This is a genomic window from Brucella oryzae, from assembly GCF_041929965.1.
GTDB lineage: Bacteria > Pseudomonadota > Alphaproteobacteria > Rhizobiales > Rhizobiaceae > Brucella > Brucella oryzae.
The window spans coordinates 101,698-128,026 of the sequence record NZ_JBHEEO010000008.1 but is presented as its reverse complement, the minus strand read 5'-3'; the positions used below and the strand labels follow the sequence as shown (position 1 = coordinate 128,026).

Sequence of the window (26,329 nt, the reverse complement as noted above, 5' to 3'; positions counted from 1 at the left end):
GTTTTCGGTTGTGTTGTTGAGTAACGGGCGTGTGGCGTATGGATTCGAAACGAGGGCTGAAACATTCGGTCAACGGCAGGGCAGTGAAGCTGCGCGGTAAACGTGGTTCCGTTGCCATGTTGTCTTTCATTGCTATAGCTGTCGCCTTGGCTGGCTGTGCGTCGGCACCTCAGCCGAAGTCGAAGACAAAGCGCTCAAAGGAATATTTTGCCGAATCCAAATATGGCGTGAAAGCCAGCCCTCGCGTGGCTTTTTCGAAGGGAAAGCCGCTGCCACGTGGCGGCGGGCGCGATCAGACCGGACAGCCCTACAAGGTCAAAGGGCGCTGGTATTATCCGAAGGAAGACAAGAACTACGTCAAGGTCGGCCACGCTTCGTGGTATGGCGAAGCTTTCCACGGCCGCCTGACGGCCAATGGTGAAGTCTACGACATGGCGCATCTGACAGCTGCGCATCCAACCATGCCGTTGCCGAGTTATGCCCGTGTGACTAATCTTGCCAATGGCAGTTCGGTCATCGTACGCGTGAATGATCGTGGTCCCTATGAATTCGACCGTGTCATCGATCTCTCCCAGAAAGCTGCCGAAATGCTTGATTACCAGCATCACGGCACGGCGAATGTGAAGGTCGAATATGTCGGCAGAGCGCCATTGGATGGCAATGACGATGCATTCCTGATGGCGTCTTATCGTCCGGCGGGTGGCGATATGATCGGTCAGCCCGCAACCGGCGTCATGATGGCGATGAACGGGCCGACGCCGACCTCGCCGAAGTCACGCGTTCCTATGCCTGTGATGGATGCTGTTCCGGTCTCTGCGCCCATACCTGAAAATTCACCTTTTTCCGTCGATCCTGCTTATAGCGATCCGTCCGGCGGACCAGCTCCGTTGTTGCCAGCGAATGTGCCTGTGCCGTCGCAACGCCCCGGTTCAAGCTTCGGAGTGGCGAGTGCGGCAGGTGTGAGCGGTCTTGCCGGCTACGCGTCTGACCGGCTTGCTGCAACGGCTTATACCGAGGAGCGCACCTATGGCAGCATCCTGACCAAGGACGCGATTTCAAGCGCCTGGAAGCGCCGCGAGGCTGAGGAGCATGGCGAATATGTCGAGCTTGGCACATTCAAGACGCTTGAAGAGGCAAGGCAGCTTCAGGCGTCGTTGCCACGCTCGACCCGATTTACGCTAACCAAGATTCCAACCGACACCAGCGAGTCTTACGAGCTGACAGCCGTGGCAGAGAAAGGCGGAAACGATGCCCTGCTGCGCGCGGCCTGGAAGGCGGGCGCAGTGAATGCGTTTGTCGTTCGTCTCGATTGATTGCTCACATTACGGTGATACACGCTGGCATATTGATTTTGGTCGGATTCGTTGCGTAAGCTCTATCTCATTGCTCACGTAACGGGATTTGCATGGGGCTGATTTCAAAAACATTGGTATTTGCGCGCGCGGCCTCTGTGGGCGTTTCGCTGGCTGCATTCGTGCCGGTTTTAAGTCAGGCGGCACCTGTTGAGGCGGCATTCGTTTCAAAGGCGCCGCAGGTGTTGCTTATCGATGACCGAAGCGGAACGGTGCTTCTTTCCAAGAATGCCAATGTTCCCATTCCGCCCGCATCTCTTGCCAAGCTGATGACGGCCGAAGTGGTTTTCGAAGCCCTTGATAAAGGCGCGACGACACTCGAAACGCCTTACATCGTCAGTGAGAATGCCTGGAGAACCGGTGGTGCCCCCTCGGGAACATCAACGATGTTCGCACGCATCAAGTCGGCGCCAACGGTCGCTGATCTACTGCAGGGGATGATTGTTCAGTCGGCGAATGACGGCGCCATCGTACTGGCAGAAGGGCTGGCGGGCAGCGAGGAGGCTTTTGCAAAGCGCATGAATGATCGTGCGCAGGAGCTTGGTTTGACCGGCTCCAAATTTGTAAACTCGACGGGTTTGCCCGCCGAAGGGCAGGCGGTCTCGCTGCAGGATCTGGTCAGATTGGCGCGACATATCCGGACAGCCCATCCCGAGTATTATAAATATTATGCTCAACCTGCCTTCACCTGGAACAACATCATGCAACGCAACCGCAACCCCTTGTTGCGGCTTGATGTCGGGGCTGACGGGATGGGAACGGGTTTTACGGAAGCATCAGGTTTTGCGCTGGTCGGATCGGCGGAACAGAACGGCCGCAGGCTTTATCTGGCGATGAGCGGTCTTGCCAGCATCAAGGAGCGTGAAGAAGAAGCAAAGCGTCTCCTGCAATGGGGGATGACGGCCTTTGACGATGTTCAGCTTTATCCTGCGAACGAAATTGTGGGTGAGGCGCAAGTTTTCGGCGGTGCGCTCACGCATGTGCCGTTGAAGGTCAGGGATCGTGTCGAGCTGCTGCTACCGAAGGACGGTCGCGACAAGCTCAAGGCCCGGATTGTCTATAAGGGGCCGCTCGATGCCCCTGTCGCCGACAACCAGCAGGTCGGTATTCTTCAGTTGGAGCTTAATGGTAGCATTCTTCGTGATATCCCTGTTTTCACGGCGCAATCTGTCGAGGAAGGTAGTCTCTCGAAGCGCGCCTTGGGGGCGGCGATGGAGCTCTCCACCGGCTGGCTGCGGAAGTATCTTTAGCCTGCGTTGGGTGTATTCCAGGCTCGACCTGATAGCCAAAGGCCGATAATAACTTTCACAGAAGTCCGTTCGGGCATCGATTCAAACATTTTGGAAGTTGGTTTGTCGGGATTGTTCATCACATTCGAAGGCGGCGAAGGAGCGGGCAAGTCAACGCAAATCGCGTTGCTGGCCAAGCACCTGCGTGCATGCGGCTTCGATCCTGTCATCACGCGAGAACCGGGCGGTTCTCCTGGTGCGGAAGCAATTCGCCATGTCATACTGAGCGGCAATGCTGAAAACTATGGCCCAGCGATGGAAGCCCTGCTGTTCGCAGCTGCAAGGGCAGACCATGTGGACCAGCTTATCCGCCCGGCGCTGAACGAGGGGCGAGTGGTGCTTTGTGACCGTTTCATCGACTCAAGCCGTGCCTATCAGGGCGTTACCGGCAATCTCGACAGCACCTATATGGCGGCGGTGGAACGCATTTCCATAGACGGCGCCATGCCTGACATGACGATCATTCTCGACATTCCCGCGGAGAAAGGTCTGTCGCGTGCTGGAAAACGGCGTGGCAGCGAAACTGCGGACCGGTTCGAGAAAGAAGATATTGCTGTGCATGAGGCGCGACGGCAGGCCTTCCTCGCGATCGCCGAAGCGGAACCTGAGCGATGCAAGGTCATCGACGCTGACCGCTTGCAAGACGCGATTGCGGGCGATATCGCAAAAGAAGTTGATCATGTTCTGACGAAAAGGGGGCTTTTGTGATCGAGGAACTCGACGTCCCTAAAGCCCACGATTCCATTGAGGGTGTGCCAGAACCATCTGCGAGTGATTATATCGCCGGGCACCGGGAGATCAGTGATTTTCTGGCGCAAGCCTATCGGGAGGGGCGTATGCATCATGCGCTGCTCTTTGAAGGCGCGCAGGGGATCGGCAAGGCAACGCTCGCCTTTCATCTGGCAGGCCATATGCTGGCTCATGGCAATAATGGCGAGGCACCGGAGCATATTGCTGCGCCAGATTTTGCGAAACCGCTCTGGCGGCAGATTGCAGGTGGCATGCATCCGGCTGTCCTGCATATCAACCGCCCATTCGATCAGAAGACCGGAAAATTCAAAACGGGTATTCCCGTGGAGGAAATTCGCCGGATCACGCATTTTCTGACCAGAACGGCATCGGACCACGCCTGGCGTATCGTTATTGTCGACCCTGCCGATGATATGAACCGCAATGCCGCCAATGCGCTCTTGAAAACTTTGGAAGAGCCTCCCGCGCGGGCGCTCTTTATCCTGATTTCTCATTCGGCGGGGCGGTTGCTCCCAACAATCCGGTCGCGCTGCCAAAGCATCGGCTTCAAGCCGCTTGACGATGGATCGCTGACGGATGCTCTGGCACATGTCGGTCCCGGTGTCGGAATGGGGTCCGACGCCGTAACGCAAACACTGCTTCAGCGATCCGAAGGCAGTGTGCGCAAGGCACTTTTGCTGGTGGCGAATGGCGGTATTGAAATCGCCGACACGGTCGATTCCCTTCTTGAAGGGCAGACTTTCGATTTGCCGAAAGCGCAGACGCTCGCCGGCATATTGAACGGGCGTGAGTCGGAGGTTCAGTATGAGCTGTTCCGTGATCATCTGCTGGGGCAGGTTGCGACTGAGGCGCGTCGTCGTGTCGAGGCTGGACAACTCCATGATGCAGACCGCTGGTCGCGGTTCTGGAGCGATCTGTCACGTGAAATCGTGGATGCCGAAACCTATAATCTCGACAGGCGGCAAGCTGTGGTAATTCTTCTGGAAAAAACGAATCGCGCTTTTCGTTCCGGTCGGCCTCCGCTTGCGTGACATGGCCGCTGACATGCGTTATGTCACCGCTGATAATTTTCTCCTCGTGTGTCTGCTAGTCATTCAGGCGCGCTTTCAAACTTCGAAAGACCGGGTCCATAATGAGCCGCGAAAAATATTACATCACCACCGCGATTGCTTATCCAAACGGAAAGCCGCACATCGGTCACGCGTATGAACTGATCGCGACCGATGCAATGGCGCGTTTTCAGCGCCTGAACGGCAAGGATGTTTTCTTTCTGACCGGTACGGACGAACATGGCATCAAGATGCTGCAGAGCGCGCGTAAGGAAGGCATTACGCCGCGCGAGCTTGCAGATCGCAATACGGCTGCGTTCCGCCGGATGGCGGATGTGCTGAATAGCTCGAATGACGAATATATTCGTACATCGGAAGAGCGCCATTACAAGGCCAGTCAGGCCATCTGGAAAGCGATGGCCGACAATGGCGATATCTACAAGGGTGGATATGCCGGTTGGTACTCCGTGCGTGACGAAGCCTACTATGGTGAAGAGGAAACGGAAGTTCGCGAAGATGGCGTTCGTTACGGCCCACAGGGTACGCCTGTCGAATGGGTCGAGGAGGAAAGCTATTTCTTCCGTCTCTCAGCCTATCAGGACAAGCTGCTCGATCTTTACAAGAATAATCCGGGCTTCATCATGCCTGCGGAACGCCGCAACGAGATCGTGAGCTTCGTCAAGTCGGGCCTGAAAGACCTGTCGATTTCGCGCACGACCTTCGACTGGGGTATTCCGGTGCCGGGCGATGAAAAGCACGTCATGTATGTCTGGGTCGACGCCCTGACCAACTACATCACAGCACTCGGCTATCCAGATACGACGAGCGACAAGTGGGCCTATTGGCCGGCCGACGCCCATATTATCGGCAAGGACATTTCGCGTTTCCACGCCGTTTACTGGCCAGCATTCCTGATGTCGGCAGGTATTCCGCTGCCGAATCGCGTGTTTGCACACGGCTTCCTGTTCAACCGCGGTGAGAAGATGTCGAAGTCGCTCGGCAATGTGATCGATCCGTTCGGTCTCGTTGAGCGTTATGGGCTCGATCAGCTGCGCTATTTCCTGATGCGCGAAGTGCCGTTCGGTCAGGACGGCAGCTACAGCCATGACGCTATCGTCAACCGCACCAACGCTGACCTGGCGAATGATCTCGGCAATCTTGCGCAACGTTCCCTGTCGATGATCGCCAAGAACTGCGAAGGCAAGGTCCCGGTTCCGGGCGAGTTTTCGGATGCGGATAAGGCCATTCTCGATCAGGCCGATGCAGCGCTTGATACCGCACGCAAGGCAATGGACGATCAGGCGCTGCATCTTGCGCTCGGAGCGATCTTTGCCGTTGTTGCCGAGGCCAACCGCTATTTTGCGGGGCAGGAGCCTTGGGCGCTGCGCAAGACCGATCCGGCGCGCATGGGCACTGTCCTTTATGTGACGGCCGAAGTGATCCGGCGCGTGGGCATCATGGTGCAGCCGTTCATTCCGCAATCGGCGGAAAAGCTTCTCGACATACTGGCTATTCCTGCCGACAAGCGCCAGTTTTCAGACGTTGCGGCTAGCCAGCTTGTCGGTGGCACCGATCTGCCGGCCCCGCAGCCGGTGTTCCCGCGCTATGTGGAAACAGAAGAGCAGAACTGAGTTCGATGATGCTTGTCGATAGCCATTGTCACCTCGACTTTGCCGATTTCGAGCCGGAGCGCGATGATGTCGTTCAGCGCGCTCTGGATGCCGGGGTTAGGCGCATGGTGACGATTTCCACGCGTGTCAGGAAGTTCGACACGATCCGTGCGCTCGCTGAAACCTATGATTCCGTTTATTGTTCGGTTGGAACCCATCCGAACAATGCGCATGAAGAACTGGACGTGACCGCCGATGATTTTGTGCGTCTGGCCGAACACCCGAAAGTGGTGGCCATCGGCGAGGCGGGGCTCGACTATCACTATGATTATGCGCCGCCCGAAGCCCAAAGGCAGGGCTTTCTTGTGCACATCGAGGCGGCGCGCCGTACTCAATTGCCGCTGGTTATTCATGCCCGCAGTGCGGATGAAGACATGGCCGAGATTCTGGAACGTGAGACGGAGAAGGGTGCTTTTCCGTTTATCCTGCACTGCTTCTCTTCCGGTCGTGCTCTGGCTGAAAAGGGCATTGCGCTTGGCGGTTACGTCTCTTTCTCAGGCATTCTGACTTTCAAGAACTCAGCCGAAATCCGCGAAGTTGCTTCCATCGTCCCGCGTGATCGTTTGCTCGTCGAGACGGATGCTCCTTATCTGGCGCCGGTTCCTTATCGTGGCAAGCGCAACGAGCCTTCTTTCGTGCAGCATACCGCCGCCGTACTTGCCGAGACGATTGGTGTGAGCAGGGAAGAAATTGCGCAGATTACCAGCGAAAATGTCTTCCGCCTGTTCTCCAAGATGCCCATGCCAGAAGAGTTGGCCGCAAAAGGAAATTGATCGTGACAGCGCCGCGTAACTGCCTGCGTTTTACGCTTCTGGGCTGCGGGTCGTCTCCCGGCGTACCGCGTATCAACGGTGATTGGGGCGGTTGTGATCCCGATAATCCGAAAAACAGGCGTCGCCGTGCATCTCTCCTGGTCGAACGATTTGACAATGCCGGTAATAACACAACGGTCGTGATTGATACGGGGCCGGATTTCCGCGCCCAGATGATCGATGCCGGAGCGCATAGCCTCGACGCGGCAGTCTATACCCATCCGCATGCAGACCATATTCACGGTATTGACGATCTTCGCACTTATGTTGTTGAAAATCGTCGGCTCATGGATGTCTATGCCAATCGGCTGACGCGAAATCGGCTCTTCGAGGCATTCGGCTATTGTTTCGAAACACCTGCCGGGTCGAATTATCCACCAATCCTCAGCATGCACGACATTGCTCCTGAAACCCCGTTTTCCATATCGGGCGCGGGAGGTTCAATCCGCTTCGAGCCATTCAGTCAGGTGCATGGCGATATTGAATCGCTGGGCTTTCGCATAGGTTCTGTCGTTTATTGCACGGACGTGAGTGCTTTTCCCGAATCAAGCCTCAAGCATTTGGATCACGCCGAGGTGCTCATCATCGATGCGTTGCAATATCGTCCACATCCAAGCCATTTCTCGCTTGGCGAAGCACTTGAATGGATAGAGAAGCTGGCACCCAAACGCGCCATTCTCACGCATATGCATGTTCCGCTCGATTACGAAACCGTCATGCGCGAGACACCGGACAATGTCGAGCCGGGATATGATGGGCTTCGTTTCGAGATGTCGCTTTGAGTCTCAAGCTTACAATCGAAAGTCCGCAATGAGATCATCGTAGACTTTCTTTCAAAGGTCTGTTGCTTAGCCAACAGCTCCCTTGGACGGGAAGGGCATCACATTGCTGCCCTCGATAGCTTTGGGTGCCGTGTCTTCCAGTTTCAGGCCGCCGACACGTAGGAGGTCTGTAAAGCGACCGCCGCGTGCGGCAAGTTCATCGAAACTGCCGCTTTCGACCAGATGTCCCTTGTCCATAAACAGGACCAGATCAGCTGAACGGACTGTTGAAAGACGGTGCGCGATGATGAAGGTTGTGCGATTGTGGCTGAGGTCGTCGACCGCCTGTTTCACCTTCTCCTCGGTTTCGACGTCAAGCGCACTCGTGGCTTCGTCAAGAACGAGGATAGGGGAATCCTTGAGGATTGCTCGCGCAATCGCAAGACGCTGACGTTCGCCACCCGAAAGTTGCGAGCCGCGTTCGCCAACAACCGTATCGTAGCCATCGCTCTTGGCCAGAATGAAGTCATGAGCTGCGGCCGCGCGGGCTGCGGCATGAACTTCATCATGTGTCGCACTTTCACGGCCGACGCGAATGTTCTCTTCGACAGAGCGGTTGAACAGACCGGCATCCTGAAAGACGGTTGCAATGGCATGGCGCAGCGAGCGACGGCTGACGGTACGCGTATCCGTCCCGTCAATCATGATGCGGCCTGCCGCAGGATCGAAGACACGCTGCAACAGATTGATGAGCGTGGTCTTGCCTGCGCCGGTAGGACCGACAATAGCCACAGTCTGCCCCGGCTTGATTTCAAAGGACACGTCGTAGACGCCCTGACCGGAGTTGGGGAACTCGAAGGTAACATTGTCGAAAACGATGTCACCCTTAACGTCGGTCAGGTCAGAAACGTTCTGCGGTTCCTGACGGTCAGCTGTGGCGTCTTCCATCTGGAAGAATTCCTCAAGCTTGGCGCGGGCCGTGACCGTTTGGTTGATGAACGCACTGATCTGATCAAGACGACCGATCATCAGCTGAGCGAAGCCGATAAAGGCGATCACGTCGCCGACACGCATCTGGCCTTTGGTGACAAAATAGGCGCCGAGAACGAGAACAACCACCATTGAGAAGGTCGATGCCATACGGTTCAAGCCGCTGGCAAGCGCCCACCAGTTGAGAACGGGGAACTGTACCTTTTCAAGATTCTTGGCATAATCGCGCAAAGACTGGGTTTCCGAGGCGATGCGATTATAGCTCTGCACGACCGAGACGTTGCTGATCGTATCGCTGACATGCTCGAACAACTTGTGGTGATGCTTTTCGACGGCGGTTTGGCCATCTTTAGTCTTGCGCATCACAAGCTGACCAATCATCACATAGATGACGCCCAGCACGATCAGCACCAGCGACATGCGCATATCCATGTTCATTGCGACGGGTATAAGCGTCGCCAACGCCACGATCGTCGTCAAATGCTGGCGCATGAATTCGAGCCAGAGCGTGAAAAGCGAGTCTGTTGCACGGATCAGCGTATGGAGTGCATTGGATGTGCCGCGCTTCTGGTGCCACGAAAGCGGCATTGTAATGAGACGCTCGTAGGAATCGATCATCACGCCCAGACGGCGACGGTGTGCGAGACGGTCTGCTCCGCGTGCCACAAAGACTGCGGCAACAATGTTGAAGCCGCCAAGTGCAGCCCACATCGCAAGAGGCGAGAAAATATCGCCCTTGTCGGAGATAGCCTGAATAACTCGACCGAACAGAATTGGTTCGGCAAGGGTAACCAGGGCAACCAGTACGCTGGCGACACACATGGTAATCGTTGCGGCCTTCTCGACCGCCAGGTATTCCATGGCTCGCCAGTAGATTTTGAGCAATGACACTTTCGCACTCCCGCTCGTTCTATTTCACGGGACTAAATGGTATAGCCCCGTTGTTCTATCAATATCTGATGGCGGCGAGAAGTGGCGATTGGGTGTCAAGATCGACCATAAATTAAAAATGCATGTAACCGAGTGTGAAGATTCAGCGGCCGAAATCGAATTCTTTCGAGAGTGCTGGAGCAGTTTCGGCTAAAGCAGCCAAATTGCAGTTTTCAGGAATTCTGCCTAGCAATCGTCCGAACTCGCGTCTATTGACAGGATTAAGCGATCGGTGCGCGATGAGTACGTGCCGTATTAGGAAGAGTTGATCGGGTTTCTCAATGGCAGGCGTAGAACAGAAGATTGTGGATGCAGGCGAAGCGGGCATGCGGCTCGATCGCTGGTTCAAGGTCCATTATCCGGGACTCGGTTTTGGCCATCTGCAGAAGCTTCTGCGGTCGGGGCAGGTTCGCATCGATGGTTCCCGGGCCAAGGCCGACACGCGTATTCAGGCCGGGCAGACTGTTCGTATTCCACCTCTGGATGTCGATGAAAAAGCAAAAGGACCGGTTACGGCGCGGACAATCCGCAGCCAGCAGGACGGTGACGTGCTTTCACAGATGCTTCTCTATGAAGACCCGAAAGTTTACGTCTTCAACAAGCCGGCAGGTCTCGCCGTTCAGGGCGGTTCGGGCGTATCGCGACATGTTGATGGAATGCTGGAAGCATGGCGCAACAAGAAGGGCGAAAAGCCGCGCCTTGTGCATCGTATCGACCGCGATACATCAGGCGTGCTGGTTGTGGCGCGTACGCGTGGTGCAGCACAGGCGTTGACAGCTGCATTCCGTGAACGTGATACCAAGAAGACTTATTGGGCCTTGGTGAAAGGCGTCCCGCGCAAACGCGAGGACAAGATTTCCACGTGGCTCGTCAAGGAGCAGACACCAGACGGTGACAAGATGCGCGTGTGTCAGCATGGTGAACCGGATTCCGATCACGCGGTCTCATATTATCGCATCATCGAGAAGGCAGGAAATAACCTGACCTGGCTCGAAATGGAACCTTTTACTGGCAGAACCCATCAGCTACGCGTGCATGCGGCCTATATCGGTCATCCTATCATCGGTGACCCCAAATATTTTGAGGCTGACCAGAATTGGGAGTTTCCAGGCGGGATACAAAAGCGTTTGCATCTTCATGCACGCCGCATTCGTATTCCGAACCCGTCAGGTGGCGTTATTGATGTGACGGCTCCATTGCCGCCACATATGGTGCAGTCATGGAACCTGCTTGGCTTCGATGAGGAAAGTGCGGAAGATTAAAAATGTCAGGCGAAGCGGGGGGATCGTCCGAAGGACGAGTTTCGTTCGATGGGCTAGCCATCATGCTGGTCATGTTCATCATGTTCAGCTGGGGGCTCAATCAGGTTGCCATCAAAATAGGCAATCGGGGGTTCAATCCCATGCTGATGGCCGCGGGGCGTGCCGCGCTCGGTAGCCTATGCGTTTTTCTCTGGTGTTATTGGCGCCGTATTCCGCTTTTCAATCGTGATGGCACGCTCTGGGCAGGAATCGCCGCCGGGCTGTTGTTCGGGAGCGAATTCGTCCTGATTTTTCTGGCGATGGAGATGACGAGCGTGGGGCGTGTCACGCTCATGATGAATATCATGCCATTCTGGGTCGCCATCGGTAGCCATTTTCTTCTGGGAGAGCGGATGTCTGTCCGGGCTTTCATTGGCATGTGCATTGCGTTTCTAGGTGTCTTTCTGGTCTTTTCCGATCATGTCAGCCGACCGGGACCGTATGCGATCTATGGCGATATGCTTGCGCTGGTGTCAGGTGTGTTGTGGGGACTTACCACGCTGGTCATCAAGCGAACGCGGCTTGCTTATACAGCGCCGGAGAAGACACTACTTTATCAACTGGTCGTAGCGACACTGGTGCCACTGCCATTCATTGTGTTGAGTGGCCCTCTGCTTCGTAGCCCGGATGTACTGTCCATATCTGCCTTCCTCTTTCAGGCTATATTCGTGGTGGCCTTTACCTATCCGCTCTGGTTCTGGATGGTGCGCCGATATCCCGCATCGAAGCTTTCGAATTTTGCCTTCCTCACGCCAGCTTTTGGCGTGCTCTTGAGCGGCCTCATCCTGAATGAGCCTTTGAGCTGGAAAATATTCGCGGCTCTCGGACTGATCGGTTGCGGACTGATGATTATCAACAAACCGGTGAAGGTCTCCAACGCCCGATGAAACTAGTACTCTTCGATTGCGACGGAACATTGGTCGATAGTGGTGATTTCATTCACAGATGCATGGCAACCAGTTTTGCCGACGCTGGCCTGCAACCTCCAGCAATCGAGGCGACACATTCGATTATCGGCTTGTCGCTGCATCTGGCAATTGCGAAGCTTTTGAAGCGCGAACCGGACGAACAGGTGCATTGGCTCACACAACGCTACAAGGAAAATTTTGTAATGTTGCGACAGGCTCCCGATTTCGCAGAGCCGCTCTACGATGGAATTCTACCGCTTCTGACCGAGCTTGGGGCAAGGGACGATCTTCTACTCGGCATAGTAACCGGCAAGTCTCAGCGGGGCGTCCGCTCCGTCTTCGAGCGTCATGGCATCGGGCATCATTTCGTGGTGACACGTACTGCTGACGACTGCCCATCGAAGCCGCATCCCGCCATGGTCCTTGAATCCTGCGTGGAGATGGGAATAGAACCCGACCGAACGATTGTAATTGGCGACGCTGTTTATGATATGCAGATGGCGCGCGCAGCGGGCGCTATGGCGGCTGGGGTCTCTTGGGGGTATCATAACAGGCAGGGACTGATAGAAGCTGGCGCCCATCACATTCTGGAAGCGCCATTCGAACTTCATGCATTGCTGCATGGTATGGACGAACGGCTTCAGTAGAATCCGGGCCTTCTGCCAAGGCAACGACGAAGAATTGGACTGATCTATGCGTGATATCTTAAGTGATCTCGAAACAGGAAAGCAGCTTTCGGACGAGAATCCGATCGTGCGGGCACAAAAGCAGATGTTGGCGCAGCTGCCCAAACGCTTCTACAAAAAGGTGGAAGTGGCGGAAGTTGAAGGCGGTTTTGCGGTCCATCTGGATGGTCGTCCGGTCAAGACGCCGGCGCGAAACCTTCTGCTATTGCCAACCAAGACGGCAGCGCAGACCGTTGCGGATGAATTTACCGCTCAGGAAAAGGTCATTGATCCGGCAAAGATGCCTGCTACCCGCCTCGTCAATACAGCGATTGACGGAATTGCGCAGGATCCGCAAGCAGTATTCGAGGATATTTTGCGTTTTGCAGGGACTGACATGCTTTGCTATCGCGCCGATAGCCCACAAGAGCTCGTTTCTCGTCAGACCCTGCAGTGGGATCCGCTTATCGACTGGATGGAAGGCCTTGGCGCTCGTTTTTCACTTGCGGAAGGTGTGATGCATATCGCGCAATCGCGTGAAACGATAGCGGCATTCGGTGTTCATCTGACCGCCTTCAAAGACCCAATTGCGCTGGCGTCGTTGCATACGATGACGACGCTGACCGGGTCGGCGATCATTGCACTGGCTATAGCGAAGGGTGAAGTTACCGCGGAACAAGGCTGGAAGCTGGCACACCTCGATGAGGATTGGACCATTGAACACTGGGGATCGGACGCGGAAGCCGTGGAGCGGCGCAAGAACCGCGAAATCGAAATGATGATGGCCGCCCGCGTGCTTGAAGCACTTTAACTATCAGGTCTATCGCATTGGTCTAATGAAGAAAACCCGGCGATGCCGGGTTTTCTTTTGCGCGCGCAATCATCAAAATGTTGCGCGTCGTTCCCCTCGGTGAAAACAAAAGAAACCGCGCGGACGGATTAGCGCCCGCGCGGTTTTCTTAAACCGAGTAGTACATGTCGTACTCGACCGGATGCGGCGTCGTTTCATAACGCATCACTTCGGCCATCTTGAGTTCGATGAAGCTGTCGATCTGATCGTCGTCGAAAACGCCGCCGGCCTTGAGGAACTCGCGATCCTTGTCGAGCGATTGCAGGGCTTCGCGCAGCGAACCGCAGACGGTCGGAATCTCCTTCAGTTCCTTCGCAGGCAGATCGTAAAGATCCTTGTCCATGGCCTGACCCGGATGAATCTTGTTCTTGATGCCATCAAGACCAGCCATCAGCAGGGCAGCAAAGCACAAATAAGGGTTTGCAGCCGGATCGGGGAAGCGAACTTCCAGACGTTTCGATTTCGGCGAATTGCCAAACGGAATGCGGCAGGAAGCTGAACGGTTGCGAGCCGAATAAGCCAGCAGGACTGGAGCTTCATAGCCTGGAACCAGACGCTTGTACGAATTTGTCGACGGGTTAGTGAATGCATTCACAGCCTTGGCGTGCTTGATGACGCCGCCGATGAAGAACAGGCAGTTTTCCGAAAGACCGGCATATTCATTGCCGGCAAATGTTGGCTTGCCGTCTTTCCAGATCGAGAAGTGAACATGCATGCCTGAGCCATTGTCGCCGAAAATCGGCTTTGGCATGAAGGTTGCTGTCTTGCCATAGGCATTGGCAACCTGATGCACCACGTATTTGAATATCTGCATCTTGTCGGCGTTGCGAACGAGTGAGTCGAACTTTACACCGAGTTCGTGTTGTGCCGCCGCCACCTCATGGTGGTGCTTTTCAACCGTTACGCCCATTTCCGTCAGAACAGTGAGCATTTCGGAACGCATGTCCTGAGCGCTGTCGATCGGCGGAACCGGGAAGTAGCCGCCCTTGACGCGCGGACGGTGGCCGAGATTGCCGGTTTCATAGTCGGTGTCATCATTGGACGGCAGTTCGGTCGAGTCGAGCTTGAAGCCGGTATTGTACGGATCGGCTTTGTACTTCACGTCGTCGAAGACGAAAAATTCGGCTTCTGGACCGACGTAGACCGTGTCGCCGATGCCAAGCGACTTCATGTAGGCTTCGGCCTTCTTTGCGGTCGTGCGCGGATCACGACTGTAAGCTTCACCGGAGATCGGGTCCAGAATGTCGCAAAGAACGACCAGTGTGGACTGGGCGAAGAACGGGTCGATGTGGGCTGTCGTAGGATCGGGCATCAGAACCATGTCGGATTCGTTGATGGCCTTCCAGCCAGCGATCGAAGAGCCGTCGAACATAACGCCATCAATGAACATTTCTTCATCGACGAGGCCGATATCCATCGTGACGTGCTGGAGCTTGCCCTTCGGGTCGGTGAAGCGAAGGTCGACGAACTTGACGTCGTTGTCTTTGATTTGTTTGAGAATATCGTTGGCAGTCGTCATTTTAATTTCCTGTTTGCACGACGATGGATTGTACGCAGGTATGATCAGATGGCATCCACGCCGGATTCACCGGTACGGATACGGATAACTTCTTCGATGTTGGAGACGAAAATCTTACCGTCGCCGATGCGCCCTGTCTGGGCAGCCTTGCGGATGGCTTCGATAGCACCGTCCACGGTTTCATCAGCGACGATGACTTCAACTTTCACTTTGGGAAGGAAGTCGACTACATATTCGGCGCCTCGGTAAAGCTCGGTATGCCCTTTCTGTCGTCCAAAGCCTTTGGCTTCAATGACGGTGATCCCTTGCAAGCCGACTTCTTGAAGGGCTTCCTTCACTTCATCTAGCTTGAAAGGCTTAATGATGGCTTCGATCTTTTTCATCAGAGAATGGTCTCCGCTTTTCTTCGGAAATGGACATTGTGCCCGCTTCACCAATAAAGAAGCATGAAGTGTGCCAGTTTGAGGTCCTGTGTGAATTTTCTTCGATTTCACTCATCCGGACGCACAGTGGCACTATTAACAACGCTTGTGCAAGCGGGACTCCGCTGAGGGATAATGAAATAGATTCTACCATTCCAGTGAGGTTGGCTAAAAATTAGTCATATTGCATCAAAACAGGGCAAACTTGCATAAAGTTCGGCGCCGCGTATTTAATCATGCCTCGAAACCGTTTTGAAAAGAGACGTGATGTACGAGTTGCTGACACCGCAGGAAATGGCAGAAGCTGATCGCCAGACCATCGCGAGTGGAATCAAGGATGGATTCTCGCTCATGCTTGCGGCGGGACGCGCTGTCGCGGATGTGGCAGAACGGATGTTTCCGCGCAAAGCACCTGTCGCTGTCCTGTGCGGGCCGGGCAACAATGGTGGCGACGGCTATATCGCGGCACAGTTCCTGCTGGAGGCGGGTTTTGAAGTCGTATGTTTCGCGTCGGCATTACCTCGCAAGGGTTCTGACGCCATGCGCGCGTCGCTTTTCTACAAGGGAACCGTTTCCAATTTTAGCGAATTTTCAGCCGCGAGTTTTGGCGGTGTAATCGATGCCTTATTCGGTGCAGGATTGGATCGTGGCATTCACGGCGCCGAAGCTGTGGCGATCGATGCAGTCAATGCATCCGACCTGCCGGTCGTGGCGGTTGATTTGCCAAGCGGCATATCGGGAAAAAGTGGCGACATACTGGGAACGGCAATTCGCGCGCGGGCGACGGTCACGTTTTTTCGTAAAAAGCCGGGGCATCTTTTGCAGCCAGGAAGGGGACGTTGCGGTGTTCTTCATGTCGCGGATATTGGTATTCCCGATCACATACTTGCCGCGATCGAACCGCATGTTTTCGAGAATGCTCCGGAGCTTTGGGAAAGCACCCTGCCGGTGCTTGGTGTTGATGCTTATAAATATAGTCGCGGCCACGCAGCAGTATTTTCCGGTGGTGCTCATTCGACTGGCGCTGCACGTCTGTCAGCGCTTGCTGCGGCTCGTAGCGGGGCCGGTGCGGTAACGCTTTTGTCTCCCCCCGACGCAATGGCGGTCAATGCCGCGCATCTGACCAGCATCATGGTCCGAGAAACGCGCGGTTTAAAGGATGTTCGGCTGTTCTTTGCCGGACGCAAGGTCGCTGCCGCAGCACTCGGGCCAGGATTTGAAAATCCGGCATTCGCGCGTGACCACGCCTTGTTTCTCGCAAGTAGTGAACTGGAAGGATTTCACGGTCTGGTTCTGGATGCCGACGGGATTACGGCTTTTGAACAGAAACCAACTGAGCTGTTCGATAGGCGGCAACATGCTAAGACTGCGCTTGTCCTGACGCCGCATGAGGGAGAGTTTCGGCGACTGTTTCCAGATATCGCAAAGAGTTCTGCATCAAAGATCGGCAAGGCCCGTGAAGCTGCAAAGCGTGCCAATGCGATCATTATATATAAAGGGCCGGATACTGTGATTGCTGAACCGAATGGGTTGGCGGTGGTCAACGCCAATGGAACCCCTTTGCTGGCCACAGCGGGGTCAGGTGATGTTTTAACGGGTATTGTATGCGGTTTACTTGCGCAGGGCATGCCTGCATTTGCGGCTGCCTGTGCATCCGTATGGATACATGCAGATGCCGCACGCCGCTTCGGTCACGGTCTTATCGCCGATGATTTGCCTGCTCAGCTTCCGAAGGTACTATCGGCGTTAGAACGGTCTTCTCGGAATTAACGACCGGATATCCTGCTGTTCTTGGTGCCGACATCTATTGTGATACTGCCAGAAATCGAAACGTCAGTATTGCCCACACGAAAATTCTTCCAATTACCGTTTGGTGCCTGATCCGGTTCAGGAGCAGCTGGCGGAGCGGATACGATGGGTTTTTGAGCCTTAACGCCCGGCAGGCCCGGTGAGCCATTATTTGCAGACGCTGTTGATAGTATCGACGAGAAAGCGATGCCAAATATAAGAAAACGTTGCGCTATCATGTGCCATTCTCTCTCTATACAGGGTCTGTGACCGCCTCGATGAGTTGTCGGGCCATTTCGAGGGTGAACTCGTCAAAATGCGAAATAACGCGGCTCGGATCGTAATGCTGCACGGGAAGATCGGTATATCCGAAGTCAACGGCAATAACGGGGATACCGGCCGCTTTTGCCGTATCTATATCGGTGCGGCTATCTCCAACCATGATGGCGCGTTCGCGATTACCACCCGCCCGCGCGATTGTTTCGGTAAGATGGCGCGGATCAGGCTTGCGATAGGCGAAGGTATCAGCGCCGCAAATCGCCGCAAATCGCCCCGCTTCACCCATTGAAGTCAGGAGTTTGACCGACAAGGCTTCAAACTTGTTGGTGCAGACGGCCAGTTCGTAACCATGTGCCGAGAACCGGTCCATTACTTCCAGTGCGCCTGGAAAGAACGTCGAATGTCCCGGCATATGATCGGCATAATGTTCGCGGAACTCTTCTACCAGATTGTCGAGTTGCACTTCATCGGCCTGTTTTTGCTGCGCTGCGAAAGCCCGCTCGATCATAACACGACCACCTTGGCCGACGAATCTTCGCAACGATTCACGGTCGGCTGTTTGCAGGCCTGATATGGCGAGGCAGTGGTTGAGGCTGTCGAGAAGGTCGGGTGCTGTATCGATGAGGGTTCCGTCGAGATCGAAAACGATGATGGGCTTGAGATTAGCAGCGGACATTAGCTTCTCGTGTTTGAAATGAGGAATAAGGAATTCCTATCTGATTGTCGTCTACGGCTCAACCTCGTGATCAGATTTGCTTAAAACCCGAAATTCTGCGTCATAGTTCGAATAGGCGCTTTGTTGTGCTGCGCCCGCATGCTAGAGGCGAACCGGATGATAATGAGAATCCGCAGGGATTATCGGGAACTTGGGTATGGATGAAGCTCGCAAGCTGAAAATTGCAGCCGCCGCAGAAGCACTTACGCACGTCAAGGATGGAATGCGGCTGGGGATCGGTACCGGTTCAACTGCCGAGGAGTTCGTTCGTCTGCTTGCCGAAAGGGTAAGTAGCGGCTTCAAGATCATTGGCGTACCCACCTCTGAACGCACTGCGAAGCTTTGTAAGGAGCTGGGCGTTCCACTGACGACACTCGATGAAACGCCTCATCTCGATCTTACCGTGGATGGTGCCGATGAAGTCGACGCCGATCTTTCGCTCATCAAGGGCGGCGGTGGAGCTCTTCTTCGTGAAAAGATTGTTGCCGCCGCATCGGATGCAATGATCGTTATTGCTGACAGCTCGAAGGTGGTGGAGACGCTTGGGCGTTTCCCTCTACCTGTGGAAGTCAATTGTTTCGGTCTCGGCGCAACCATGCGCGCGATTGAAGAAGCAGCTGCAAAGTGTGGTCTTGCAGGCCCGCTGGCGCTGCGTTTAAAGGATGGCTCGGCCTTCGTAACAGATGGTGGCCATTATATCGTGGATGCATCTTTTGGCCGCATTCCCGATCCAAAGACACTATCTAACGCTCTCTTCGCAATTCCAGGCGTTGTCGAGCACGGACTTTTCATCGGACTGGCGCGTGCGGCAGTGATTGCTGGCAACGACGGCATCCGCACCATGAACCGGTCTTGAACTGATTGAACGGAGTATTGACCTATGATCCCGGCAACTGGCTTTCGCCGTCTGATTGCACCGTTTTCCGCGCTCGTACTGATGTCGGGCATTCATGCGGCATCTGCACAGGAAATCAGCGAATCTCATCTGGAAGCTGCCCGCGCTGCTATTTCTGCAATTGATGCTACCGAGCAATTCGACGAAATTCTACCGAATGCTGCCCGCGCCCTGAAGGGCGAACTGATCCAGAAGGATCCAAATCTGGAAGCCCTCATCACCAAGACGGTCGATGACAAGGCTCTTGCTCTTGCTTCCCGTCGTGCCGATCTCGAAACCGAATCCGCCCGAGCCTATGCGAAAGCTTTTTCTGAAGATGAGCTGAAAGCCATTGCAGCATTCTATACGTCGCCCGCGGGAAAGAAGCTCCTGTCGGAAGGTCCGATCGTAACGCGTGAAGTGGTGAAGGCTGCGAATATCTGGCAGAACGGCATCGCCCGCGATCTGGCAACCGGCGTGGCCGAAGTTCTGGCCGCTCAGGCTGGCGCTGCAGCTGCTCCAGCACAGCCTGCACAGCAGTAATTTGGTGCGGTAACGCTGAATTTGAAAGCCCGGTCTCTTGGCCGGGCTTTTTCTTTTGCCTACATATTGGCCAACGTAATATTTATTGGAGAATTCCATGACCGGCTATGACTACGATCTTTTTGTTATTGGCGGCGGTTCCGGTGGTGTCAGGGCAGGACGTCTTGCCGGGGCAATGGGGAAAAAGGTCGGTCTTGCGGAAGAATATCGCATGGGTGGGACCTGTGTTATTCGCGGTTGTGTGCCAAAGAAACTTTTCGTCTATGCTTCCCAGTTTCCCGAATATTTTGAAGATGCAGCCGGTTACGGCTGGGATGTTGGCACTTCGACATTCGATTGGAAGAAACTAATCGATGCTAAGGACAGGGAGATTGCTTGGCTTGAGGGGCTCTATACCAGAGGGCTCGAGAAATCCAATGTCGAGATTTTCACTGGCCGTGCCGAACTAATTGATGAACATACGATCGAATTAAAGGCAGACGGTCGCCATGTCACGGCTGACCAGATATTGATTGCGACAGGTGGGCATCCAAGCATGCCTGAAACTCTGCCTGGCCATGAATATTGCATCAGCTCCAATGAAGTATTCCATCTTGCTGAACTGCCTAAAGCGATTGCCATTGCGGGTGGCGGATATATTGCTGTTGAGTTCGCAAACATATTCCATGGCCTTGGTGTCGAAACGACACTTGTTTATCGAGGCAAAGAAATTCTCTCCCGTTTCGACCCGGACCTGCGCCATCTTTTGCATGAAACGATGGAAACGAAAGGTATCCGCGTCATTTGCGAAGCCGTTTTCGAGAAAATCGAAAAGCAGTCCAACGGCACTCTGAGAATTTCGCTGAACAATGGCGAAACATTAGAAGTCGGTCAGGCAATGATGGCTATTGGGCGCAGGGCCAATACGACTGGTCTTGGGCTGGAAAGAGCCGGAGTGAAGACGGACGAAATCGGCGCTATACCGGTCGATGATTATTCGCGTACCAATGTCGCGAACATCTGGGCGGTGGGTGATGTTACAAACCGCGTTCAACTAACGCCAGTGGCAATTCATGAAGCCATGTGCTTCCTCGAAACTGCCTTTAAGGATAATCCGACAAAGCCGGATCATGAGTTGATCGCAACAGCCGTATTTTCGCAACCGGAGATCGGTACGGTTGGCTTGCCTGAAGATGAGGCCGCGAAGAAGTATCCAGAGATCGAGGTTTATAGAGCGCTGTTCCGCCCGATGAAGAACACGCTGTCCGGCCGCAATGAAAAAATGCTGATGAAACTCATCGTCGACGCGGCGAGCCGCCGGGTCGTCGGCGCCCATATTATGGGACCTGACGCCGGTGAAATGGCTCAACTCCTGGGCATTTCGCTCAAGGCCGGTGCCACCAAAGATGACTTCGATCGCACTATGGCCGTGCATCCGACCGCAGCCGAAGAGCTGGTCACGATGTACAAGCCGACCTATCGTGTCGTGAATGGCGAGAAGGTCGAGGGTTGAATCTTTCGCCACCGGTTTCTTCGGTTAACGAATATTGCTGGCATAAAGTCTCAGCCTGCATTATATCAGCCCGATCACGCGCGCCGGATTTCCGGGGCAGGCTGTCATCCTTGTCAGATGCAGGCTGCCGCTCAAGGAATTCCGGCTTTCGTGTAAGGAGGATATAATCCGAGAGAAATCGAGCGGATAGAAGCAACAGGTGCTCAAATGACGAAGAACTGGACCCCACATTCCTGGAGAAACAAGCCGATCAAGCAAGTGCCATTTTATCCGGACGCACAGGCTTTGAACGACGTTGAGTCCCGTCTTCGCACCTATCCGCCGCTGGTTTTTGCAGGTGAAGCGCGCAAGCTCAAGCAGCAACTGGCCCAAGTGGCGGAAGGCAAGGCTTTTCTGCTCCAGGGCGGCGATTGCGCCGAAAGTTTCGCCGAACACGGCGCGGATAATATCCGCGACTTTTTCCGCGTCTTTCTTCAGATGGCTGTCGTGCTCACATTCGGTGCTTCGAAGCCAGTCGTGAAGGTAGGCCGTATTGCGGGTCAGTTTGCCAAGCCACGCTCATCGGACATGGAAACGCTGAATGGCGTGGAACTGCCGTCTTACCGTGGAGACATCATCAACGGTATTGAGTTCGACTCGGCATCGCGCATTCCCGATCCGCAGCGTCAGGATATGGCATACCGCCAGTCGGCGGCTACGCTTAACCTGCTGCGTGCATTTGCGCAGGGAGGCTATGCTAATCTGGAGAATGTTCATCAGTGGATGCTCGGCTTTGTCGGCAAGAGCCCTCAGGCAGAACGCTATGCAGCTCTGGCGCAGCGTATTTCCGAAACCATGCACTTCATGCGTGCGATCGGCATTACGGCTGACAGCAATCATTCGCTGCGTGAAACGGATTTCTACACCAGCCATGAGGCTCTGCTTCTTGGATATGAAGAAGCGCTGACCCGCGTGGACTCCACTTCCGGTGACTGGTACGGCACGTCCGGCCACATGATCTGGATCGGCGACCGCACACGTCAGGCCGATCATGCCCATATCGAGTACTGCCGCGGCATCAAGAATCCGCTCGGTCTCAAATGTGGCCCATCTCTGCAGCCGGATGATCTCGTTCGTCTGATCGATCTTCTGAACCCGGAAAATGAAGCTGGGCGATTGACGCTGATTGCACGCTTTGGCTACGATAAGGTTGGCGATCATTTGCCGCAGCTTATTCGTGCCGTCGAAAAGGAAGGCCGCAAAGTCGTGTGGTCATGCGATCCGATGCATGGCAATACGATCACCGCCGGTGGCTACAAGACGCGTCCGTTCGACCGCATCCTCAAGGAAGTGGAATCGTTCTTCGCGATTCATCGCGCTGAAGGTACGCATCCGGGCGGTATCCATGTCGAAATGACCGGCAAGAATGTGACGGAATGCACCGGTGGCGCGCGTGCGATCTCGGCAGAAGATTTGCACGACCGCTATCACACGCATTGCGATCCACGACTCAATGCCGATCAGGCACTGGAACTGGCGTTTCTGTTGGCTGAGCTTCTCAAGAAGGAGCGTGATGCTGGAGTTGACAAGCAGGTCGCGAGTGCCTGACCTGTTTCTAACATACTAGAGCTTGCAGGGCGGAGGTTACGATCTCCGCCCTGTTGCATTTCGGAGAAACTCACCTATTGATTGCCTTAGGGGGCATGCCTCCGAACGGTTGCATAAGTGCCTTTATGCTTTCCGTAAATCGATCCCGATCTTTGAACTGATGCTATAACCAATTTGATTGAGGGTAATGATGCAGCGCATTTTTCTGGCTTTTCTCAATTCCATGCGAGCATTGAAGTATCTTGCGGGACATGAAAAGGCTGTTCAACAGGAACTGGTGCTGTTTCTTCTATCTCTGCCGGTGGCGTTCTTTCTCGCACCGACCTGGCTTGCATTTCTCTTCATGACCGGATCGATCCTCTTCCTAATCCTTGTGGAAGTACTGAACACGGGTATTGAGGCGACGTGTGACGCCGTTTCGCGGGATTTTCACAAGGAAATTCAGATTGCAAAGGACTGCGGCTCGCTCGCTGTTCTGATTTCCATTGCGTTCGTCGTCGCGATCTGGGGCTATATTCTCGTCAATACATATCTGGCCTGACAAACAAAGGGATCGTTGTTTGCTTCCGTTGCATTTGCTCGCCCAAGCGCGCTAAAGCTTGGGCATGTTAGCCTCTCACGAGAATCTTGCCATGCTCCGTATTGCCATCGCGCAGCTTAATCCCGTTATGGGCGATATCGCCGGAAACCTCACCAAGGCACGCGCGGCACGCGCAGAGGCCGCCAGGATGAAGGCCGATCTTATTTTATTCACCGAACTGTTCATTTCCGGTTATCCGCCGGAAGATCTGGTTCTGAAGCCGTCCTTCCTCGAAGCTTGCGAAAAAGCCATACGTGAACTTGCAAGTGACACGGCCGATGGCGGGCCAGGTGTCATCATCGGAACACCACTCAATCGTGAAGGCGGACTTCACAACTCCATCGCAGTTCTGGATGCCGGAGAGGTGATCGCTGAACGGTTCAAGGTTGATTTGCCCAATTATGGCGAGTTCGACGAGAAGCGCGTATTTCAAGCTGGCCCAATGCCAGGACCGGTTAATTTCCGAGGTGTTCGAATTGGGATTCCCATCTGTGAAGATATTTGGGGTGAACTCGGTGTAGCTGAAACGCTGGCTGAGAGTGGCGCAGAGATTTTGCTCGTACCGAACGGTTCGCCTTATCACCGCGCCAAGATGGATCGACGTCATCAGATTGTCCTGAAGCAGGTAATCGAAACCGAATTACCGATGGTCTATGCCAATCAAGTTGGTGGACAGGATGAACTTGTTTTTGATGGTGGATCGTTCGCATTTAACGCCGACCGATCGCTCTGCCTGCAAATGCCGCAATTTGCGGAGCAGATCACGCTGATCACCTGGCACAAAGAGATTGATGGCTGGCGCTGCGAAGAAGGTGAGAAGGCCACTCTTCCTGAAGGGCTCGAAGCTGATTATTCCGCGTGCATGCTGGGTTTGCGAGACTATGTGAACAAGAACGGCTTCAAGGATGTAGTACTGGGCCTTTCCGGCGGCATCGACTCGGCAATCTGTGCAGCTTTGGGTGTAGACGCCTTGGGCAAGGATCGCGTGCGCTGCATCATGCTGCCTTACCGCTACACATCCGACGAATCTCTGAAAGACGCCGCTGATTGTGCAAAAGCGCTCAGTGTACGATACGATATCGTTCCAATCTCTGCGCCAGTTGAAGGTTTTCTGGAAGCATTGCAGCCGCTCTTCGAGGGAACCGAGAGCGGGGTGACGGAGGAAAATCTGCAGAGTCGCGCACGTGGCACCATTTTGATGGCCGTTTCGAACAAGTTCGGTTCGATGGTCGTCACTACTGGCAACAAATCGGAGATGTCGGTGGGTTATGCGACGCTTTATGGTGACATGAACGGCGGCTTCAATCCAATTAAGGACGTCTACAAGATGCAGGTCTATGCGATGTCAGAATGGCGCAACAGCCATATGCCGGACGGAGCTCTTGGTCCGTCAGGCGAGGTGATTCCGCATAATATCATTTCCAAAGCGCCGTCTGCCGAACTGCGCGAAAATCAGACGGATCAGGATAACTTGCCACCTTATCCGGTTCTGGATGATATTCTTGAATGTCTCGTCGAAAACGAAATGAGCAACACTGAGATTGCCGAGCGTGGGCATGCGCTCGAAACCGTCCAACGGATCGAACATTTACTCTATCTGGCTGAGTACAAGCGTCGACAATCGGCGCCCGGTGTCAAAATTACCAAGAAGAATTTCGGACGTGATCGCCGCTACCCTATAACGAACCGCTTCCGCGACCGCTGAAAGACAATGAAATGACCGTAACCGTTCGTTTTGCTCCGTCGCCGACGGGCTATATTCATATTGGCAATACGCGTACAGCGCTTTCAAACTGGCTTTTCGCGCAGAAAAATGGCGGCAAATTCATTTTGCGCTATGACGATACTGATGTTGAGCGCTCCAAAGAAGAATATGCGCAAGCAATTGCCATCGATCTCGACTGGCTGGGCGTTAAGCCTGATCGTGTCGAATATCAGTCGAAGCGTTTTGACGTTTATGGCGAGGCGGTGGAGAAGCTCAAGCAGGCTGGTCTGCTTTATGCCTGCTATGAAACTGCCGACGAATTGGAGCGTCGTCGCAAATTACGCTTGGCTCGCCGTCTGCCGCCGGTATACGGCCGCGAAGGTCTAAAGCTGACGGAAGAAGAGAGAGCAGCCTTTGAAGCCGAAGGGCGCAAACCACACTGGCGTTTCCTGCTGCCAAATTTCGATACCGATCCGTTCGATACCAAGCGTACGGAGGTCCATTGGGACGATCTGGTTCGCGGTCCTCAGACTGTTGATCTGGCCTCAATGTCCGATCCAGTGCTGGTGCGCGAGGACGGCACATATCTCTACACGTTGCCGTCGGTGGTCGATGATATAGATCTCGGCGTTACGCACATCATCCGCGGTGACGACCACGTAACCAACACCGGCGTGCAGATTTCAATCTTTGAAGCTCTTGGAGCTAAGGCACCCGTTTTCGGGCACCACAATCTGCTGACGACGATTTCGGGCGAGGGGCTTTCCAAGCGAACCGGCGCCTTGTCAGTCGAATCGCTCCGCGAGGCCGGATTCGAGCCGATGGCAGTCGCCTCGCTGGCCATTCTGATTGGCACGTCGGAAAATGTTTCGGCAGCACCCAATATGGCAAGTCTCGCGGAGCGTTTTGATCTGGCTTCGATATCGAAGTCCTCGGCAAAGTTCGATCCGGCGGAACTGGATACGCTCAATCGATCCCTTCTGCACGAAATGTCCTATTCGGATGCTCAATCGCGTCTGGCCGCGTTGGGTATTTCGGGCGATAAGGCCGAGCCGTTCTGGTTGGCCGTTCGAGGCAATCTCGATCGTTTCAAGGATGTTACGCATTGGTGGTCTATCGTTGATGGTGATCTGCAAGAAATGCCGGACTTCTCAGAAGAGGATCGCGCTTTCCTGAAAGAGGCTTTCGCTCTTCTGCCACCCGCCCCGTGGGACCGACAAACCTGGAAAATCTGGACTGAAGCCGTGAAGGCTGCGACGGGACGCAAGGGCAAAAATCTTTTCATGCCTTTGCGGCTGGCGCTTACGGGACAGCCTCATGGACCGGAACTGGCTGACTTGTTAATGCTGATTGGTCGGGAAAGAATTCTGACCCGACGACCCTGACTTTTGCATTCGCCGTATAGGGGCGTTCCAAAGGTGGGGTTATTGCAGCGGGTGCAACATAGACTGGCGCTGTCGAAATTGGCACTGTTGAGGACGGTGTGTGGTCCACTTCT

At 54.5% G+C, this 26,329-nt stretch carries 23 protein-coding genes; 19 read left to right on the top strand and 4 right to left on the bottom strand.

Going from position 1 to position 26,329, the window contains the following annotated elements; all coding sequences use genetic code 11:
• The first annotated feature begins 38 nt into the window (after positions 1-38).
• The 7 genes from JNC70_RS10915 to JNC70_RS10885 all read left to right on the top strand — a co-directional run bounded on the left by JNC70_RS10915 (position 39) and on the right by JNC70_RS10885 (position 7,704).
• A complete protein-coding gene (locus JNC70_RS10915; RefSeq protein WP_104756321.1) occupies positions 39-1,313 on the top strand; it encodes a septal ring lytic transglycosylase RlpA family protein in 1,275 nt (424 codons plus the stop codon).
• Between the two features lie 92 nt (positions 1,314-1,405).
• The gene (locus JNC70_RS10910) at positions 1,406-2,602 is read left to right on the top strand and encodes a D-alanyl-D-alanine carboxypeptidase family protein (RefSeq protein WP_104756320.1); all 1,197 of its coding nucleotides are present in this window, start codon (positions 1,406-1,408) and stop codon (positions 2,600-2,602) included.
• Between the two features lie 102 nt (positions 2,603-2,704).
• Positions 2,705-3,349: a dTMP kinase gene (gene tmk, locus JNC70_RS10905; protein WP_104756319.1), complete on the top strand. Its 645-nt coding sequence runs from the start codon at positions 2,705-2,707 to the stop codon at positions 3,347-3,349.
• Positions 3,346-4,422 (top strand): DNA polymerase III subunit delta', encoded by a 1,077-nt coding sequence (locus JNC70_RS10900; protein ID WP_374788592.1) that lies wholly within the window; start codon positions 3,346-3,348, stop codon positions 4,420-4,422. The genes tmk and JNC70_RS10900 overlap by 4 nt, the downstream gene beginning before the upstream one ends.
• A gap of 101 nt (positions 4,423-4,523) precedes the next feature.
• Positions 4,524-6,071: a methionine--tRNA ligase gene (gene metG / locus JNC70_RS10895; RefSeq protein ID WP_104756317.1), complete on the top strand. Its 1,548-nt coding sequence runs from the start codon at positions 4,524-4,526 to the stop codon at positions 6,069-6,071.
• Between the two features lie 8 nt (positions 6,072-6,079).
• Positions 6,080-6,883 (top strand): TatD family hydrolase, encoded by an 804-nt coding sequence (locus JNC70_RS10890; RefSeq protein ID WP_104756426.1) that lies wholly within the window; start codon positions 6,080-6,082, stop codon positions 6,881-6,883.
• A 2-nt stretch (positions 6,884-6,885) separates the two neighbouring features.
• On the top strand, positions 6,886-7,704 hold the full coding sequence (locus JNC70_RS10885; protein ID WP_104756316.1) for an MBL fold metallo-hydrolase: 819 nt from the start codon (positions 6,886-6,888) through the stop codon (positions 7,702-7,704).
• Between the two features lie 66 nt (positions 7,705-7,770).
• On the opposite strand, the gene JNC70_RS10880 is transcribed toward JNC70_RS10885, so the two are convergent.
• On the bottom strand, positions 7,771-9,564 hold the full coding sequence (locus JNC70_RS10880; RefSeq protein WP_104756315.1) for a glucan ABC transporter ATP-binding protein/ permease: 1,794 nt from the start codon (positions 9,562-9,564) through the stop codon (positions 7,771-7,773).
• 320 nt (positions 9,565-9,884) lie between these two features.
• Between JNC70_RS10880 and JNC70_RS10875 the strand changes: the two genes are divergently transcribed.
• Genes JNC70_RS10875 through JNC70_RS10860 form a run of 4 tightly spaced genes read left to right on the top strand, consistent with a single transcriptional unit; the run spans position 9,885 to position 13,288 of the window.
• Positions 9,885-10,865, top strand: a complete 981-nt coding sequence (locus JNC70_RS10875) for an RluA family pseudouridine synthase (RefSeq protein WP_104756314.1) — start codon at positions 9,885-9,887, stop codon at positions 10,863-10,865.
• A gap of 2 nt (positions 10,866-10,867) precedes the next feature.
• The gene (locus JNC70_RS10870) at positions 10,868-11,791 is read left to right on the top strand and encodes a DMT family transporter (protein ID WP_104756313.1); all 924 of its coding nucleotides are present in this window, start codon (positions 10,868-10,870) and stop codon (positions 11,789-11,791) included.
• The gene (locus tag JNC70_RS10865; RefSeq protein WP_104756312.1) at positions 11,788-12,459 is read left to right on the top strand and encodes an HAD-IA family hydrolase; all 672 of its coding nucleotides are present in this window, start codon (positions 11,788-11,790) and stop codon (positions 12,457-12,459) included. Before JNC70_RS10870 ends, JNC70_RS10865 begins: the two co-directional genes overlap by 4 nt.
• Positions 12,460-12,505: 46 nt before the next feature.
• Positions 12,506-13,288: an ATP12 family chaperone protein gene (locus JNC70_RS10860; RefSeq protein WP_104756311.1), complete on the top strand. Its 783-nt coding sequence runs from the start codon at positions 12,506-12,508 to the stop codon at positions 13,286-13,288.
• 148 nt (positions 13,289-13,436) lie between these two features.
• Here the strand turns inward: JNC70_RS10860 and glnA are convergent, their stop codons facing one another.
• Positions 13,437-14,846, bottom strand: a complete 1,410-nt coding sequence (glnA, locus tag JNC70_RS10855; RefSeq protein ID WP_104756310.1) for a type I glutamate--ammonia ligase — start codon at positions 14,844-14,846, stop codon at positions 13,437-13,439.
• 44 nt (positions 14,847-14,890) lie between these two features.
• Complete coding sequence (locus JNC70_RS10850) at positions 14,891-15,229, bottom strand: P-II family nitrogen regulator (protein ID WP_007874909.1); 339 nt, start codon at positions 15,227-15,229, stop codon at positions 14,891-14,893.
• 306 nt (positions 15,230-15,535) lie between these two features.
• Between JNC70_RS10850 and JNC70_RS10845 the strand changes: the two genes are divergently transcribed.
• On the top strand, positions 15,536-17,038 hold the full coding sequence (locus JNC70_RS10845) for an NAD(P)H-hydrate dehydratase (protein WP_104756309.1): 1,503 nt from the start codon (positions 15,536-15,538) through the stop codon (positions 17,036-17,038).
• Positions 17,039-17,309: 271 nt separating this feature from the next.
• On the opposite strand, the gene JNC70_RS10840 is transcribed toward JNC70_RS10845, so the two are convergent.
• Entirely contained in the window at positions 17,310-18,011 is a 702-nt protein-coding gene (locus JNC70_RS10840; RefSeq protein ID WP_104756307.1) for an HAD family hydrolase, read from the bottom strand.
• Positions 18,012-18,207: 196 nt separating this feature from the next.
• Here JNC70_RS10840 and rpiA point away from each other — a divergent pair, with 196 nt between their 5' ends.
• From rpiA to gltX, 7 genes are all read left to right on the top strand, one after another.
• Positions 18,208-18,906 carry a ribose-5-phosphate isomerase RpiA gene (rpiA, locus tag JNC70_RS10835; RefSeq protein ID WP_104756306.1) on the top strand — a complete coding sequence of 233 codons (699 nt, stop codon included), beginning with the start codon at positions 18,208-18,210 and terminating at the stop codon, positions 18,904-18,906.
• Between the two features lie 24 nt (positions 18,907-18,930).
• Positions 18,931-19,467: a DUF2059 domain-containing protein gene (locus JNC70_RS10830; RefSeq protein ID WP_104756305.1), complete on the top strand. Its 537-nt coding sequence runs from the start codon at positions 18,931-18,933 to the stop codon at positions 19,465-19,467.
• A gap of 97 nt (positions 19,468-19,564) precedes the next feature.
• Complete coding sequence (gor, locus tag JNC70_RS10825; protein ID WP_104756304.1) at positions 19,565-20,959, top strand: glutathione-disulfide reductase; 1,395 nt, start codon at positions 19,565-19,567, stop codon at positions 20,957-20,959.
• A gap of 207 nt (positions 20,960-21,166) precedes the next feature.
• The gene (locus tag JNC70_RS10820) at positions 21,167-22,546 is read left to right on the top strand and encodes a class II 3-deoxy-7-phosphoheptulonate synthase (protein WP_104756303.1); all 1,380 of its coding nucleotides are present in this window, start codon (positions 21,167-21,169) and stop codon (positions 22,544-22,546) included.
• A gap of 190 nt (positions 22,547-22,736) precedes the next feature.
• Positions 22,737-23,087 (top strand): diacylglycerol kinase, encoded by a 351-nt coding sequence (locus JNC70_RS10815; protein ID WP_104756302.1) that lies wholly within the window; start codon positions 22,737-22,739, stop codon positions 23,085-23,087.
• A 64-nt stretch (positions 23,088-23,151) separates the two neighbouring features.
• Positions 23,152-24,831 carry an NAD+ synthase gene (locus JNC70_RS10810; RefSeq protein WP_104756301.1) on the top strand — a complete coding sequence of 560 codons (1,680 nt, stop codon included), beginning with the start codon at positions 23,152-23,154 and terminating at the stop codon, positions 24,829-24,831.
• 11 nt (positions 24,832-24,842) lie between these two features.
• The gene (gene gltX, locus JNC70_RS10805; protein ID WP_104756300.1) at positions 24,843-26,216 is read left to right on the top strand and encodes a glutamate--tRNA ligase; all 1,374 of its coding nucleotides are present in this window, start codon (positions 24,843-24,845) and stop codon (positions 26,214-26,216) included.
• The last annotated feature ends 113 nt before the right edge of the window (positions 26,217-26,329 follow it).